This is a genomic window from Rhodococcus sp. NPDC003383 (assembly GCF_053589115.1).
Genome location: NZ_JBSFRG010000009.1, coordinates 138,380 through 154,708 on the forward strand (window position 1 = coordinate 138,380; position 16,329 = coordinate 154,708).

Annotated in this window: 14 protein-coding genes; 11 read left to right on the forward strand and 3 right to left on the reverse strand. The window is 69.5% G+C overall.

The window, feature by feature from the left end:
* Nucleotides 1–33: 33 nt before the first annotated feature.
* The 3 genes from ACWDTS_RS10960 to ACWDTS_RS10970 form a co-directional block, all read right to left on the reverse strand.
* Nucleotides 34–1,143 carry a lipid II:glycine glycyltransferase FemX gene (locus tag ACWDTS_RS10960; protein WP_450118169.1) on the reverse strand — a complete coding sequence of 370 codons (1,110 nt, stop codon included), beginning with the start codon at nt 1,141–1,143 and terminating at the stop codon, nt 34–36.
* A 361-nt stretch (nt 1,144–1,504) separates the two neighbouring features.
* On the reverse strand, nt 1,505–2,596 hold the full coding sequence (locus ACWDTS_RS10965) for a DUF475 domain-containing protein (RefSeq protein WP_450118170.1): 1,092 nt from the start codon (nt 2,594–2,596) through the stop codon (nt 1,505–1,507).
* A gap of 118 nt (nt 2,597–2,714) precedes the next feature.
* A complete protein-coding gene (locus ACWDTS_RS10970; RefSeq protein WP_197251073.1) occupies nt 2,715–3,290 on the reverse strand; it encodes a TerD family protein in 576 nt (191 codons plus the stop codon).
* 228 nt (nt 3,291–3,518) lie between these two features.
* Between ACWDTS_RS10970 and ACWDTS_RS10975 the strand changes: the two genes are divergently transcribed.
* From ACWDTS_RS10975 to ACWDTS_RS11025, 11 genes are all read left to right on the forward strand, one after another.
* Nucleotides 3,519–4,640 carry a hypothetical protein gene (locus ACWDTS_RS10975; protein WP_450118196.1) on the forward strand — a complete coding sequence of 374 codons (1,122 nt, stop codon included), beginning with the start codon at nt 3,519–3,521 and terminating at the stop codon, nt 4,638–4,640.
* Nucleotides 4,637–5,827, forward strand: a complete 1,191-nt coding sequence (locus ACWDTS_RS10980; RefSeq protein WP_450118171.1) for an HpcH/HpaI aldolase/citrate lyase family protein — start codon at nt 4,637–4,639, stop codon at nt 5,825–5,827. The genes ACWDTS_RS10975 and ACWDTS_RS10980 overlap by 4 nt, the downstream gene beginning before the upstream one ends.
* Nucleotides 5,824–7,140 carry a phosphoribosyltransferase family protein gene (locus ACWDTS_RS10985; RefSeq protein WP_450108722.1) on the forward strand — a complete coding sequence of 439 codons (1,317 nt, stop codon included), beginning with the start codon at nt 5,824–5,826 and terminating at the stop codon, nt 7,138–7,140. Before ACWDTS_RS10980 ends, ACWDTS_RS10985 begins: the two co-directional genes overlap by 4 nt.
* Nucleotides 7,137–8,243, forward strand: a complete 1,107-nt coding sequence (locus ACWDTS_RS10990; RefSeq protein WP_450118172.1) for a cysteine protease StiP family protein — start codon at nt 7,137–7,139, stop codon at nt 8,241–8,243. The genes ACWDTS_RS10985 and ACWDTS_RS10990 overlap by 4 nt, the downstream gene beginning before the upstream one ends.
* A 56-nt stretch (nt 8,244–8,299) precedes the next feature.
* Nucleotides 8,300–9,076 carry an HAD family hydrolase gene (locus ACWDTS_RS10995; protein WP_450118197.1) on the forward strand — a complete coding sequence of 259 codons (777 nt, stop codon included), beginning with the start codon at nt 8,300–8,302 and terminating at the stop codon, nt 9,074–9,076.
* Nucleotides 9,077–9,147: 71 nt separating this feature from the next.
* Nucleotides 9,148–10,500, forward strand: coding sequence for a TerD family protein (locus ACWDTS_RS11000; protein ID WP_450118173.1), 1,353 nt, complete (start codon nt 9,148–9,150; stop codon nt 10,498–10,500).
* A gap of 3 nt (nt 10,501–10,503) precedes the next feature.
* Complete coding sequence (locus ACWDTS_RS11005; RefSeq protein WP_450118174.1) at nt 10,504–12,015, forward strand: TerD family protein; 1,512 nt, start codon at nt 10,504–10,506, stop codon at nt 12,013–12,015.
* An 88-nt stretch (nt 12,016–12,103) separates the two neighbouring features.
* Nucleotides 12,104–13,717 (forward strand): AMP-binding protein, encoded by a 1,614-nt coding sequence (locus ACWDTS_RS11010; protein ID WP_450118175.1) that lies wholly within the window; start codon nt 12,104–12,106, stop codon nt 13,715–13,717.
* Nucleotides 13,714–14,775 carry an MBL fold metallo-hydrolase gene (locus ACWDTS_RS11015; protein WP_450118176.1) on the forward strand — a complete coding sequence of 354 codons (1,062 nt, stop codon included), beginning with the start codon at nt 13,714–13,716 and terminating at the stop codon, nt 14,773–14,775. The genes ACWDTS_RS11010 and ACWDTS_RS11015 overlap by 4 nt, the downstream gene beginning before the upstream one ends.
* Before the next feature lies 1 nt (nt 14,776).
* Entirely contained in the window at nt 14,777–15,538 is a 762-nt protein-coding gene (locus tag ACWDTS_RS11020; RefSeq protein WP_197251068.1) for a crotonase/enoyl-CoA hydratase family protein, read from the forward strand.
* Nucleotides 15,535–16,314, forward strand: a complete 780-nt coding sequence (locus ACWDTS_RS11025) for an enoyl-CoA hydratase/isomerase family protein (protein WP_450108716.1) — start codon at nt 15,535–15,537, stop codon at nt 16,312–16,314. The genes ACWDTS_RS11020 and ACWDTS_RS11025 overlap by 4 nt, the downstream gene beginning before the upstream one ends.
* Nucleotides 16,315–16,329 lie beyond the last annotated feature (15 nt).

A 16,329-nucleotide genomic window follows, 5' to 3' on the forward strand; every position in this document is an offset into this window, starting at 1 on the left:
CGACGGCCTTCCCGCGACGACGCCGTCACCCGGTCAGGTGAGGAACCTGCGGAACAGGGGGCGCTCCGCCGCCGCGATCAGCATCCGCTCGTAGCCGTACAGGAGGTTCGCCCGGATCCGCCGCGCCGGGACGTCGTAGGCACCGATGTAGTCGACGATGGTCTTGTCGAAACTCAACTTGAACTGACCGACGCCGTGCAGCGGATGCGCCGGATCGTCCGCCTCCCACGACGGCGGGGTCCCGCACATGTCGTACCGCACGGCCCCGTGTTCCCGCGCCCACCGCATCAGTTCCCACTGCACCGCATGGCCGACCCCGTGCGCGCCGAGACCGTTCTCCTCGGACCGCCCCGGCTCCTTCCGCACCGATGCCCCGGTCAGGTACAGCGCGTTGTCACCCACGAGCATCGCGTAGGCGCCGGCCACGACCTTCCCGTCGAGACGCGCGAGGAACAACTGGCCGTTGCCGCTGGCCTGCAGCCGCTGGTAGAGGCTGCGGACATGCTCGAAGGTCCGGATCGGGAACCGTCCGTCGGCCGTCGCGGTCAGCAGGTCGTAGAGGATGCGGCCGTTCTCGTCGGTCGCCTCGACCCGTTCGACGACGACACCGACCCGGGCCGCCTTGCGGATCCAGCGGCGTGCCCGCTGCCCGAACCGGGCCAGCACGTCGTCCTCCGATCCGGTGATGTCCACGACGATCGTGTGCGACGGCGCCCACCCGGGCACGCGCCGATACCCCGCCGCGAGCAGACGCTCCCGCTCGGCAGCATCGTCGCGGATCAGCGGTTCGATCCGCACGGTGAACACACCCTGCTCGGCCGCGAACTCCGCCAGCGCATCGGACACCCGCATGAGGGTGCTGACGTCGAGTACGCCCGGACCCGCCGGCAGATGCCACAACCGCCCCAACAGCGGGATGCGCCGCTCGAGCACGGTGCAGGCGATGTCGTCGACCATCAGATAGACCGGAGTGAAGCCCAGGACACGTTCGTGTTCGGAGTACTCCCGGCCACGCCAGACCGAACCCCCGTCGGGATTCGCGGCGACGAGTTCGTCCCACCTGGCCAGCTCGTGCGCCTCCGCCAGGCGCACTTCCGCTTTCCGCACTACGCCGAGGTCGTCGGCAACTGCATCCACAACCATCTGTCCCTCATCTCACTGCGATGCGCTCCGCCCCGCACGGCGGCAGCGCACCCCGATCCGGTTCGCGGGTTCGTAAGTGCCGCAGCCCTTCGGAGAACGCACACCACCACGCGTGACCCGGCTTTTCGGTGTCGCCGGCCGGACGGGCAACGAGTTGTACTCAGCAGCACTGTCGAGGCTCGTCCCGCCTCCGTTATCCGCGGGACAGGGTGAAACGAAGGGTGATACTCGTTGAAATAGCAACAATCATCTGTTCGTACGACACGCCGCAACGCCGCCCGCCCAGAAACGAGTGAAGGGCACGTTTCGACCGGTTGGACCGGTCGAACGTGCCCTTCACCGTGAGGTGCGGCAGCCCGGGTCAGGAAGTGACGAGGGCCTCCCGCGCCTTCAACTTGCGGTTGCGGTAGACGCTGGACGCGAAGGCCGCGCCGATCAGCGCGATACCGACGAGGCCGGTGACGATCTCGGGGACGTGCGTGCCGATCGAGTACAGCAGGATCAGCGCGAGCGCACCGATCGCCCAGTGGGCGCCGTGCTCGAGGTACACGTACTCCGACAGCGTGCCCTTGCGGACCAGGAAGATCGTGATCGAGCGGACGAACATCGCGCCGATGAAGCCGAGGCCCAGGGCGATGATGATCGGGTCGGACGTGATCGCGAACGCGCCGATGACGCCGTCGAACGAGAACGACGCGTCGAGAACCTCGAGGTAGAGGAACAGGAAGAAGCCGGCCTTACCGGTGGCCTTGGCCAGGGCGGACGGCCCGCCCGCGGACTCCTCGTCCTCCTCGGGGATGTGGAACATCTCACCGAGTCCGTTGACCGCGATGTAGGTGATCATGCCCAGCACGCCGGCGATCATCACCGTCGAGACCTTGTCGTCGGGCGCGATGACCGTCGCCGTGATCAGCAGCAGCGCCGACGCGACGACGACCTCGAGCTGGTCGAGCTTGCCGGCCTTCGCGAGGGGGCGCTCGATCCACTGCAGCCACTTGATTTCGCGTTCCTCGAAGATGAAGTGCAGGAACAACATCAACAGGAACATGCCACCGAACGCAGCGATCTGCGGATGTGCGTCGGTGATGAGCGTTTCGTAGCTGGGGCTGCCGTCGGGGAAGTACGCGGCGCCGTCGGCCGGCGGATTCAGGGCGAGTCTCAGCGCCTCGACGGGCCCGAGGCCCGACGCGGCCCACACGATGACCAGCGGGAACACCAGGCGCATGCCGAAGACGGCGATGAGGATGCCGACGGTGAGGAAGATCTTCTGCCAGAAATCGCTCATCCGCTGCAACACGGTCGCGTTGATGACCGCGTTGTCGAACGACAGCGAGACCTCGAGGACGCCGAGGATGGCGGCGAGGAACAGAGCTTGGGGGCCGCCGTACAGGAAGGCGACGACGAGGGAGACAACGGTGACGGCGAACGACGCCCCGAATATTCGCAGTATCACGACTGCGGCCTTTCTTGATCAGTAGTCAGGTCGATGCAGCGAGGTACTGCAAAAGCCAGGAAGACGAGTCCGGTCCCGGCTACGGACGGCCGGGACCGGATCGAGTTCATCGAACGAGCTAGACGTTGACGCCGTAGTCGCGGGCGATCCCCGCCAGGCCGGACGCGTATCCCTGACCGATCGCGCGGAACTTCCACTCGGCGCCGTGCCGGTAGAGCTCACCGAACACCATGGCGGTCTCGGTGGAGGCATCCTCGGTGAGGTCGTAGCGGGCCAGTTCGGTGCCGTTCGCGCGGTTGACGACGCGGATGTAGGCGTTGCGGACCTGACCGAACGACTGGCTGCGGGCCTCGGCGTCGTAGATCGACACCGGGAAGAAGATGCTGTCGATGTTGGCCGGGACCGCCGCGAGGTCGACGTTGATGACCTCGTCGTCGCCCTCACCCTCACCGGTGCGGTTGTCACCGACGTGCTCGATCGAGCCGTCGGGCGACTTCAGGTTGTTGAAGAACACGAAGTGCTGGTCGGACACGACCTTCTTGTCGGCACCGGTTGCGATCGCGCTGGCGTCGAGGTCGAAGTCGGTGCCTGTCGTCGTGCGGACATCCCAGCCGAGGCCGACGGCCACAGCGGTCAGGTTCGGCGCTTCCTTGGTGAGGGAAACGTTTCCGCCCTTGGTCAAGCTGACGCCCATGCGGGGTCCTTTCGATCGTGGGTCGGCGGGCCCGAACGGACCCGCCCGATTTGCGCGTGTTCTCTCCAGCCTAAACGGATACCCGCGGCTGCGCTCCCGCCCTCCTCGCCGACCCGCGGCCGAGTCGGACCGACCAGTACCATTCGGGTCGTGGCGAGCCGATTCACGCGCCGACTCTTCGGGGGTGGGCCTACCGAGGATCCAGCAGCCCGGCACGCCCACGACACGATGGTGGCCGCCTTCCTCGACATGGACCGGCGGCAGTCGGTCGCCGAGGCTGCGGTCACCGCGTCGCACGAACTGGAACCCGAGCGGGGCCTGATCCGCATGTGGACACCGATCCGCGAGGCGTGTTACGAGGCCGCCGAGATCTACCTGCGGCTCTCCCGTACCGAACCGGAGCAGCCCCTGGCGAGCGCCGCCGAGTACGAGCAGGCGATCCATCGGATCGGTTCCGCGACAAGAACTCTGGACGAGTTCTACGGCGCCCATCGCGCGCATCTCGAACACGCGATGGCCGTCGCTGCGGCCACTCCGCAACTCGCGCACCGTGCCCGCACCGAGGCGCATGCCGTCGCACAGGCACTGCAGTCGCCGGAGAATGCCGCGTTCGCCGACTATCCGTCGGTGCGGGCCGCGGCGCGCGCACTGGACGCCGCGCTGGACGCGCTCGGCGCCGCTGCCGGGGCAGGCGCGATCCGGAAGCAGGCCGGGCAGGTCGAACAGGCGACGGCGGCGCTGCGAGCGGCCCTGGACCAGGCACCCGCGCAGTCGGAGCGGGCCCGGAACACCCTTGCGTCCGTCACCACCCGGATAGGCGCGGTCCGTACCCGGCTCGAGGGTCTCGCACCGGCGTACTCGGCGCTGTTGCGCGAATTCAACGCGGCAAGTTCCGCCGACCTGACCGGCAACGACCGGCGCGCCACCGAAATGCTCGCGAAAGCCGAGGAGAGCCTGGCCGCGGCACGGGCGGCGTTGTCGGCAGGCCGACCCGAGGAGGCCCTCGATCACGCGAACGCGGCACGCTCGCAGTTGTCGGTCGCCGAACACAACGTCGACGCCGTCACCAGCCGACTCGCAACCCTGCGCGCCGTACGGGAGAATCCAGGAGCGAAAGTCGATGCCGTGCGCTTCCGACTGCGTGACGCGCAGCACCTCGCGGTGCAGCGTGGATTGACCGCAGAATGGGGCTCGGTACTCGACGCACAACTCGCCCGGATCGACAGAGCCGTCGATTCGCTGACAGGAATCCACCCGGACTACTGGGCGTACGTGCGCGATCTGGACGCGGTGACGGACTTCATCACCGGGGTGGTGCAACGAATGAGAGGACGGACGGACAGCCCATGAGCGGGGGGACCTTCACGCAGGTGCGTGGCACATGCCACTTCCGGCACCTGGATCCGGCCACACGGGACACCTTGTTCCTGCACCACCCCCAACCGTTCGACGACAGCGACGACCGTGAACGCCTGGCGCTCGCGCTCGGCGCAACCCTCTACGTGCCGGCAACCCGTCCGGATCTGGCCGCGACCGTGCTGCGCCGCGCCGCCGAGGGGGTCACCTCGATGGTTCTGGACCTGGAGGACGCCGTCGCCGACGACGAGGTGGAGGAAGGCCTGCGCAACACCGTCGGCACCCTCGACCGGCTGGCCGGGACGGATGCGGCGGGCATGCTGCTGTTCGTCCGGGTGCGCACACCCGACGGCGTCGACCGCATCGCCGCCGAGCTCGGCACGGGCGTCGGCGCCCTCACCGGCTTCGTGCTACCGAAGTTCGGGGCGAGCACCGGGCGCGCATTCCTCGACGCGGTCGCCGCGGCGTCGGAACGGCTCGGCAAACACCTGTATGCGATGCCGGTGCTCGAGTCCAGTGAGCTCGTCCATCGTCAGACCCGCGACGACGAACTGCAGGCGGTGTCGGCGCTGCTCGCCGAGCACCGGCAGCGGGTGCTGGCCGTGCGGATCGGCGCGACCGACATGTGCGGCACGTTCGGCATCCGACGCGACCGCGACCTGACCATCTACGACGTGCGGGTCGTCGTCGACGTCATCGCCGATGTCGTCAACTACCTGGGCCGCACCGACGGCACCGGGTTCGTCATCACCGGTCCGGTGTGGGAGTACTTCGCCGACCACGAACGCATGTTCCGGCCGATGCTGCGGGCCACCCCGTTCGAGGAACACGATGCGGTGCTGTTCCGCCAGCAGCTCGTGAGCCGCGACCTCGACGGGCTGCTCCGGGAGATCGCGCTGGACCGGGCCAACGGCATCCAGGGCAAGACGGTGATCCATCCGTCGCACGTGGCCGCGGTGCACGCACTGTCCGCGGTGACCCACGAGGAATACCACGACGCCGTCGACATCCTCGGCGGCGACACCGGCGGCGTCCGCGCCTCCGGATATCGCAACAAGATGAACGAACGCCGCCCGCATCGCACGTGGGCGCAGCAGACGGTGCTGCGCGCGTCGGTGTTCGGTGTCACCAACAAAGGAGTCACGTTCGTGGACCTGCTGACCGCACTGGTGGACCGGTGAGCGCCGCCGCTCCGGCCGGCGTCGCCGAGGACGTTCGGATTCCCTGGGCGACGCAGGAGTTCGGCCTGACGCTGCACCACCACGATTCGGCCACCGGGTACCGCGTGCCGGAGCTGGTCCACCCCGGGCTGCGCCGCAATCCGCGCCGCGCGCACCTGCTGGTGTCCACCGTGCTGGGCAAGCACGTGCCGACCGATCCCGCGGTCGTGATCGCCGCCGGCGACCGGCTCGGCGATCTGGTGGCCGAGCTGCTCGGCGAGGACGCGTCGACGGCGGTCGTCCTGGGCTTCGCCGAGACCGCGACGGGCCTGGGGCATTGTGTCGCCGCGCGTATCGGCGCGGCCTGCTACCTGCATTCCACCCGCCGCGACGTTCCGGGCGCCGACACGTTCGCCGGTTTCGAGGAGGGACACTCCCACGCGACCTTCCATCTGCTCCAGCCGACCTCCCCGGACCTGTTCGCGAACCCTGCCCCACTCGTCCTCGTCGACGACGAGATCTCGACCGGGACAACCGCGCTCGATGCCATTCGCGCGCTGCACCGGCACCACCCGCGCAGCCGGTACGTGATCGCCTCCCTCGTCGACATGCGCGCCGAGGAGCACCAGCGTGCGGTCGCGGAGGCCGCCGGTGATCTCGGCGCACGGATCGAGCACGTGTCGCTCGCGTCCGGACGGGCCGTGATTCCCGAGGGCACCACCGAACGTGTGACGGCACTGACCGATCCGGTGCTGAACCCCCGCGCGCCGCATCGCGGAACCGCGGAGTTCGTCGAACTTCCTTGGCCGGCAACGGTTCCCGACGGGGGTCGGCACGGATTCCTGAGCACCGACACCGCGGGTTTCGACGCTGCGATCGCCGTGGCGGCCGACGCCCTCGCGGCAGCGCTCGAACCCGGTCGTCCGGCCGTCGTCGTCGGGCACGAGGAACTGATGTACCTGCCGCTGCGGCTCGCCGACACCCTCGCGACCCGTGGCACGGCCACTCGATTCCAGACCACCACCCGCTCCCCCGGTTACGTCCTCGACGTCCCCGGCTATCCGCTGCGCCGCGGATTCACCTTCCTCGCACCGGAACACGTGCCGGAGACGCACGAAACCGAGGCACCCCGGTATCTGTACAACGCGCAGTGGCCGGACGCCGACCGGCGGCCCGCGCTCGTGCTGGTGGTCGACAGCCCCGCGGACACCGACCGGCTCCGCGCGACCGGAGGACTCGTCGACGTCCTCACCGCCGCCGGTGAGGACGTGCTCGTCGCGACGGTTCCCGCGACCGACCCGGTCGCGCTTCGTATCAGCAGGGAGGCACTGTGACGGCACCGTTGACCGGGCCCGGATTCGGGTCGTATGCGCCGGACGACGTGACCTGGCTGCTCAAGGACCTCTCGCACGTCGACCTCGAAGCCGACATCGCCGAGCGGGAGCAACGAATCCAGGCGGGGCTTGCGCACTACGCCGAGTCGCTGCCGGTGGAGTACCGGCCCGACGCGGCCTACCGCGAACTGTTCGACAAGGTGCTCGCCGAGACCTCCGGGCGGCTGGCGCGCGCGGTCGGCACCGTCACCGAACTCCTTCTGGCAGAACGCGGGCCGGACCTGACGCTCGTGTCGTTGGCCCGTGCCGGCACGCCCGTCGGCATCCTGATCCGGCGGTGGGCTCAGCACCATCACGGACTGTCGTTGCCGCACTACGCGGTGTCGATCGTGCGGGGCCGTGGCATCGACGCCGCCGCGCTCGACCACATCACCGCGCGGCACGATCCGGCGTCGGTGGTCTTCGTCGACGGGTGGACCGGCAAGGGTGCGATCGCCCGCGAGTTGTCCGCGGCGCTGGCCGAGTACGCGGCGGCCGGTGGCCCGGCGCTGTCCGACGATCTCGCGGTTCTGGCCGATCCTGGGCAGTGCGTGCGCACCTACGGCACCCGCGACGATTTCCTCATCGCCTCCGCGTGCCTGAATTCCACTGTGTCCGGGCTGATCTCACGCACAGTCCTCAACGACACCCTGATCGGGCCGGGTGAGTTCCACGGCGCGAAGTTCTACGCCGAACTCGCCGGCGAGGACGTGTCGACGACGCTGATCGACGCGGTGTGCGCGGAGTTCGGCGATCGCGAGAGCGCGGTCGCCGACGCCCGATTGGTCATGAACTCCGACCGCACCCCGACGTGGGCGGGCTGGGCGTCGGTGGAACTGATCCGGGCCCGGTACGGGATCTCCACCGTGAACTTCGTCAAACCCGGTGTGGGAGAGACGACGCGGGTGCTGCTGCGGCGTGTGCCGTGGAAGGTTCTCGTGCGCGAGGCCGACGCCCCCGAGCACGCGCACATCCGGATGCTCGCCGCAGCGCGCGGTGTCCCGGTCGTGGAGGTCCCCGACCTCGCCTATTCCTGCATGGGCCTGATCAAGGACCTGCCGTGACCACCGCGCTGATCGCCTCGGACCTCGACCGCACCCTGATCTATTCGCGGGCGGCGATGACGCGGGCCCAGTTCGACCGCGACGATCTGCTGTGCGTCGAGTACCACAAGGGCGCCCCGCTGTCGTACCTGACGGAAACGTCCGCGCAGCGCCTGCGGGAACTGAGCACGACCGCACAACTCGTCCCGACGACGACCCGCACCCCGGCGCAGTTCCGGCGCATCGCGCTGCCGGGCGGGCCGTGGCGGTACGCGATCACCAGCAACGGTGGCGCGATCCTCGTCGACGGCGAACCGGACCCCGCCTGGCGCGAAGGGCTCGACCGCGCGGTGCGGGCCGGCGGCGCCGGGCTCGACGAGGTGCTCACCGCGCTGCGGGCGCGTATCTCACCGGACTGGGTGCGCAAGCTGCGGATCGCCGACGACCTGTTCTGCTATCTCGTCGTCGACGTGGACGCGCAGCCCGCAGACTTCCTCGTCGAGTGGGACGAGTGGTGCCGCGCGCACGGCTGGGGTGCGTCCCAGCAGGGCCGGAAGATCTACACCGTCCCCGACAGCGTGTGCAAGAGCCACGCGGTCGCCGAGGTGCACCGTCGGCTCGTGGGCGACGGGGTGCTCAGCGAGGACTCGCCGGTGTTCGCCGCGGGCGACGGCGCACTCGACGCCCCGATGCTCGAGGCGGCCGACGCCGCGATCCGTCCGTGTCACGGGGAACTCGAGGCGCTGAACTGGCAGCATCCGACCGTCGCCGTCACCGAGGAGTCGGGTGTCTCCGCGGGCGAGGAGATCCTCGCCTGGTTTGCCGGTTCCACCCGGATCCCGTCCGGTTCGTAGAGTGGGACCGAACTCGACCGATCCCAACCGAGTGCCGCCTTCGGCACGCCTATCCAGTGAGGACGATTGACGTGACCACTTCGCTCGCCAAGGGCCAGAACGGCCCGATCACCGCCTCCGACGTGGTCGTCTCGCTCGAGCTGACCACTCCGGCCGACCTGTCTGCTCTGCTGGTGAAGGCCGACGGCAAGGTCCGGTCGGACGCCGACTTCGTGTTCTTCAACCAGCCCTCCGGTCCGGGCGTGCGTCTGGTTCCCGGTGCTCCGGGGCAGGCGGCGTCCCTGGCGGTGTCGCTCGGTGCGGTCCCCGCCGACATCGAACAGGTCCGTGCCGTGATCACCCTCGACGACGCGTCGAGCACCTTCGGGCAGTTCGCGCCGCCCACCGCGCGGGTCTCCGACGCCACCGGCGCGGTGCTGTACGAGTACCGGATCGAGGGCCTGAGCAGCGAATCGATCGTCATCGCTCTCGAGCTGTACCGCCGCCAGGGTGCGTGGAAGGTCCGGGCCGTCGGTCAGGGCTACGCCGGTGGTTTCGCCGCGCTGGTCACCGACCACGGGGTGTCGGTCGACGATGCACCCGCCGCCCCGGCCCCGGCACCGCAGCCCGTCCAGTCGGCACCGCAGCCCGCAGCTCCCCAGCCGTACGCCCAGCCGGCGGCGCCCCAACCGCAGTACGCGCAGCCCCAGTACACGCAGCCCGCACCTCCCCAGCCGTACGGTCAGCCGGCACCCGCGCCGCAGTACCCGCAGACCGCGCCTCCCCAGCCCTACGGGCAGCCCGCGCCCGCCCAGCAGGTCCCTGCGCCGGCCGCTCCCCCCGCCGAGGTGAGTCTCACCAAGAACCGCCCGGTCAGCCTGGTCAAGGGCCAGAAGGTGACCTTGCGCAAGGAGGGCGGCGTCGCGCTGACGTTCCTGCGCATGGGCCTCGGATGGGATCCGGTCGAGAAGCGCGGCCTGTTCGGCAACCGCTCGGTGGACGTCGACCTCGACGCCTCGGCGGTCCTGTTCGCCGACCACAACATCGTCGACGTCGCGTACTACGGACAGTTGACGTCGAAGGACGGATCCATCCAGCACCAGGGCGACAACCTCACCGGTGAGGGCGCCGGTGACGACGAGGTCGTGCTCGTCGACCTGACGCGGATCCCGCCGCACGTCAACACCGTGATGTTCATCGTCACCTCGTACAAGGGCCACACGTTCGAGCAGGTCAGGAACGCGTTCTGCCGCCTCGTGGACGGCACCACCAACGCCGAGCTGGCCCGCTACACGCTGCAGGGCGGCATGCCGTTCACCGGCATGGTGATGGCGAAGGTGTACCGGCAGGGACCGGAGTGGAAGCTGCAGGCGATCGGCGAGGGCATCCAGGCCAAGCATCCGGGTGAGGCCGCGCCGCAACTCGGCCGGTTCCTGGCGACGTAACCGATGGCCGTCGAGTTCCGGGCGGGGCAGAACGCCCCGCTCGCGGCGCCGTCGGTCCGCTTCACGGCGACCGCGTCGGTCCCGGTGGATCTGTGCGCCCTCGTCGTCGACACCCACCTGCAGGTCGCGTCGTCGCAGGACGTCGTGTTCTACAACCAGCCGCAGACCGCGGGTGTCCGGCTCGACGGTGACGCACTCGTCGTCGAACCGGGGCGGTTGCGGCCGGACGCCGACAGGGTGCTGTGTGCCCTCGGCACCGAGCAGGCCACCCCGGTGGACACCACCCTCACCGATACTGCGGGCACACCGCTGGCGACGTTCCGCATCGAACCGGTCGCCGGAGAGACGGCGCTGCTGTGCTGGGAGATCTACCGGCGCGGCGGCGACTGGAAGATCCGCGCGCTCGGGCAGGGCTATGCGGGTGGCCTGGCCGAGTTGTTCACCGCGCACGGCGTCGAGGTCGACGATCCCGAGCCGGCCACCCCGCCCGCGCCGCAGGAAGTGCCGCCCCTCGAAACCGGGGCGACGTGCGTTCGGATGTGGCAGATCTTCGAGGACGCCTCCCGGTCGGCCGCGGCATACGTCTCGGCGCACGAGTACGCGCATCACCGGCTGGACGAGGAACTGTCCGCCGCGGTCGCCGATCCCTCGGCCCGCACCGGTGACGCCGCCGAGCAGGCCCGGGCCCGGGCGCATCGGCGCTGTGACGAGCTGATCGCCGCGGCCGAGGTCCGCTACACCGACGATTCCGAGCAGCTGATCTCCGAGCTGGCTGCGCTCGAAGGGGCGCTGCCGGCGGCGCTCGCCTCGTGGGATGCACCCGTGTGGCGGCGGCCGGGTGAGGTCGCGGACGGCGTGCGGATCGGCGAGGTCACGGCACCCGACCGCGGACCGTTGCGGGTGCCGTTCTGTGTCCCCGTGCCGCTGGGGCGGCCGTTGTGGGTGGACGGTGACGCCGAGGCCGCTGCCCCGGTGGCGTCGGCGCTCGCGCTCCGGCTGCTCGCATCGCGGCCGGGTTCCCTCCTCCACGTCGTCGATCCGGCGGGTGCGATGCGGCAGCTCACCGACCTCGCCGGCTCGCTCCTGGCCGGTCCGCCGGTCCACGAGGTCGCGGGTGTCCGTGCGAAGCTGAAGGGTCTCGCCGACGCCGCGGACCTGGATGCGCTGGCCGCGTCCGCGGGCGACGCGCACCACCCCGAACCGCGGGTGCTGGTGGTCTCCGGTCTTCCCCACGGATACGGCAGCGACGACCTCCTGCACCTGGTCCGCCTGACGCAACTCGCTGCCGCACAACAGATTTCGCTTGTCATGACGGGCACGGAGGACGAGGGCGTCGACAGCCCGGCGTATCGGATCCTCGCCGAGGCCGCCCAGCACGTCCCCTCGGACGAAGGCCGATTCGTCGATCCGTGGACCCGGACCGACTGGCAGTTCGTGTCCGACACCGGGCCGTCGGATCCGGAACGGATCCGGGCCGTGGTGCGGTCGCTGGAATGCCGCCGGCAAGAGATATAGGTCTTCCCTAACGGTTCGTGCGGCGCCCCGTCTTTGTGGTCGAGGCCACCGTGATGGTCGACTGGGCTGTGCGGGCCCGGCCGGGTTCGTGACAAATCACGGGGACCGGGAGCTTCCTTTGTCAGGTGGACTGCTGTCGAGTGGGCTGCATCTTCCCAATCGCATTCGGCACTTCGCGGCCGAGCGCCCGAACCGTCCCGCGTTGACCGCCGGCGGGACGACCCTGACGTACCGCGAGTTCGACGAGTACACGAACAAGGTCGGCTCGGCACTCGCCGCGATCGGGTCCGCGTCGGGGCGCGTCGGAGCGCTGCTGCGCATGAGCCTGCCCGGCGCTGCCATGTTCGTCGGGTGCACGAAGGCCGGCTTGGTGTTCACCCCGCTGAACTGGCGGCTGACGCCGGACGAGGCCGCCGCCATCGCCGAGGACGCACAGCTGGGCATCCTCGTCGTCGACGCCGACTTCGCCGACGCCGCCCGGGCGGTCGCGCGTGTGCTGCCCGACGTGCACATCGTCGTCGTCGGTGACCCCTCGGTCGTTCCGGGCGCACAGTCCTGGGAGCAGTTCGTCGAATCCGGCGACGGAATCGACCCCGGTTTCGGCGACGACCCGGAGTGCGAAGCACTGCAGCTCTACACCTCCGGCACGACCGGTCGCCCCAAAGGCGTTGTGTCCGTGCATCGCAATCTCTACAACGTGCCCGAGAACTTCGAGCTCTACGAGTTCGCCGAGGACTCGGTTTCGCTGAATGCGCTGCCGCTGTTCCACATCGCGGGCGCCGGATGGATGAGCACGAGCCTGTCCGCGGGGCTGCACCTGGTACTGCTCGGCGAGATGCGCCCGGCGCTGGTCGCCGCGGCGATCTCCGACTACGGCGTCACCCACGCGTTCCTCGTCCCGTCCGCGATCGGCATGCTGCTCGAGATGCCGAATCTCGCGGACTACGACCTGTCGAGCCTGCACCTCGTCGCGTACGGCGCATCCCCGATCACGCCGGCACAGCTCGCCCGCGCGATGGACACCCTGGGTTGCCGGTTCGTCCAGCGCTACGGGATGACCGAAACCACCGGTGCGCTCACCGCCCTGCGCGCCGACGACCACGATCCGCACGGTCCCCGCTCCTACCTGCTGCGTTCGGCCGGTACCGCGCTGCCCGGGGTCGACGTGCAGATCCGGGACATCGCCACGGGGGAGATCCTGCCGATCGGAGCGACCGGTGAGATCGTCTGCCGCTCGCGCAACAACACCGTCGGATACTGGCGGCGGGACGCCGAGAACGCCGAATTGTTCACCGAAGACGGCTTTCTGCGTACCGGGGACGCCGGCCATCTCGACGAGCACGGCTATCTGTTCGTCACCGACCGCGTGAAGGACATGATCATCACCGGCGGGGAGAACGTGTACCCGATCGAGGTCGAATCCGTTCTGGCCGAACATCCTTCGGTTGCGGAGGTCGCCGTCGTCGGTCTGCCCGACGACAAGTGGGGCGAGGCCGTCACCGCCGTCGTCCGCATCGCCGAGGGCGCCCCCGTCCCCACCGAGGCGGAACTGCTGCAGTTCACCGTCGAACGCCTCGCCTCCTACAAGAAGCCGCAGCACATCCATTTCGTGCCGGAACTGCCGCGCAACGCGAGCGGCAAGATCCTCAAGCGCACCCTGCGCAGCACCTTGGGTACGCGCGTCCCCGGAGCGCAACCATGAGCGTCACCGACGACATCGGCGTGCTGCAGCGCGAGGCGTGGGCGGCCGGAATCCTTCCGCCCGTCGAGCAGGTCCGGGACGGCCTGTGGTCGATTCCCGTTCCCATGCCCCGCAATCCGCTGCGGTACGTCCTCGTCTACGCCTTTGCGATCGACGACGGTCTCGCCCTCGTCGATGTCGGCATGGACACCGAGGAATCGTGGAACGCCCTGGTCGACGGCATCGCCGAAACCGGTCACCACATCTCCGACGTCCGCTATGCCGCGATCACCCATCTGCATCCGGATCATTTCGGTCTGGCTCCGCGCCTGCGCGAGACGACCGGTGCCGTCCTCGCGATGCACGCTGCCGAAGCCGCAGCGCTCGGACACTTCACCCCGGCCGATGTCGCTGCGGAAGCCGAAGCGTGGCGGGTGGACATGACCGAACTCGGCGCACCTGACGAGGTCGCCGAGGCACCGCGCTTCGAGATCGTCCGGTTCCCGGCCGGTGAGTCCGCCGACGTCGTGCTGTCCGGCGGGGACCGGCTCGACCTGCCCGGATGGAACATCGAAGCGGTCTGGACGCCGGGCCACACCCCAGGTCACCTGGCGTTCCTGGACCGCGACCACGATCTGCTGTTCAGCGGCGACCACATGCTGCCGCGGATCAGCCCGAACATCTCGTCCGGTCCCGGCGAGCTGGAGAATCCGCTCCACCGCTACCTGCTGTCGCTGCACGCGACCACCGCGCTGCCGGAATGCGAGGTGCTGCCCGCCCACGAGTACCGGTTCCGCGGTGTCGCCGACCGCGCGCGCCGGCTGATGGCACACCACGACGAGCGGCTCGACGAGATCCGTTCGGCCGTCGACGCGCACCCGGAATCCACCGCGTGGGAGGTCACCACGCGCATCACGTGGTCGCGACCGGTCGACGTGATGTCCCCCCGCCTGCGGCGTCTCGCCGTCCGGGAAACGCAGGCGCACCTCATCGTTCTCGCCGACCGCGGTGAGATCCGTTCCGACGGCGGTGTTCCCGCACGATGGTCACTCGTCCGCACAGACACGAAGGAAATCTGACATGAGCGTTGTCCTGACCGAATTCTCCGACGGTGTAGCCGTTTTCACGCTGAACCGGCCCGAAGCGAAGAACGCCGTCGACCTGGAGGTCTCGAAGGCGCTCGCCGCCGCGATCGACGAGTTCGAAGCTCGCCCGGACCTGACCATCGGCATCCTCACCGGTGCCGGCGGAACATTCTGCGCCGGAATGGATCTGAAGGCGTTCGCTCGCGGTGAGCGTCCGTCGATCCCGGGTCGCGGTTTCGGTGGTCTCACCGAGGCACCCCCGACCAAGCCGCTGATCGCTGCCGTCGAGGGGTGGGCGCTGGCCGGTGGCTGCGAGCTCGCCCTGTCCGCCGACCTGATCGTCGCCTCCCGTGAGGCGAAGTTCGGAATCCCCGAGGTCAAGCGCGGTCTGGCGGCCGCCGCGGGTGGCCTGCTGCGCCTGCCGAAGATCCTCCCCTACCCGCTGGCCATGGAGATGGCGATCACCGGCGATCCGCTCACGGCAGAGGTCGCCCACCAGCACGGCCTCGTCAACCGACTCACCGAACCGGGCGAGGCCCTGGCCGTGGCGAAGGAACTCGCCGCGCGCGTCGCCGCGAACGGACCGCTCGCCGTGCGCGCCACCAAGCAGGTCGTGGCGATGTCCGCCAATTACACCGACCCCGACGCGTTCGTCGCGCAGCGCAAGTTCATCGAGCCGGTCTTCGCCTCCGCCGACGCCCAGGAAGGTGCCCGCGCGTTCGCCGAGAAGCGTGCACCCGTCTGGAAGGGCGAGTGAGTTTGCCCGGCATCGCGGTGGAGCGGGACGGCGCGGTCGCGACCGTCGCGCTCCACCGTCCCGATCGCAAGAACGCGATGACGCTCGACTCGTGGACCGCGCTGCGGGATGCCTTCCACGAGCTTCAGCGCGACGACTCGGTGAGGGCGGTCGTCCTCACCGGCGCGGGCGGCAACTTCTGCAGCGGCGCCGACATGGACCGGCGCGACAGCATGCATCCCCTCGAGCGCATGCGGGAGGTCAATTCGGCGGCACTGGCGGTCGCGGAGTTCTCGAAACCGGTGATCGCGTCGGTCGAGGGCTATGCGGTCGGCGCCGGCTGGAACCTGGCGTTGCTGTGCGATGTCGTCGTGGCGTCCCGTACCGCGAAGTTCAGCCAGATCTTCGCTCGGCGCGGCATGTCCGTGGACTTCGGCGGCTCCTGGATCCTGCCGCGCCTCGTCGGCCTGCACCAGGCGAAGCGGCTGGTCATGCTCGCCGACATCGTGGACGCCGAGGAGGCGTTCGCGCTCGGGCTGGTGACAGAGCTGGTCGAACCCGCCGACCTCGGTACCCGAACGATCGAGCTGGCCGTCCGGCTGGCCGAGGCGCCGCCCGTCGCGGTGAGTCTGTCGGCACGTCTGCTGGAGGAAGGCTCGACGTCGACGCTCCGCGAAGCCCTCGACAACGAGGCCCGATCCCAGGCCGTAAACCTCGCGACCGACGCGCCCGGCGCGATCCGCGCGTTCGTCGAGAAGCGTCCTCCGGCGTTCACCGGTAACTGGCAGGTTACGTGATCGCATAGGATAGCC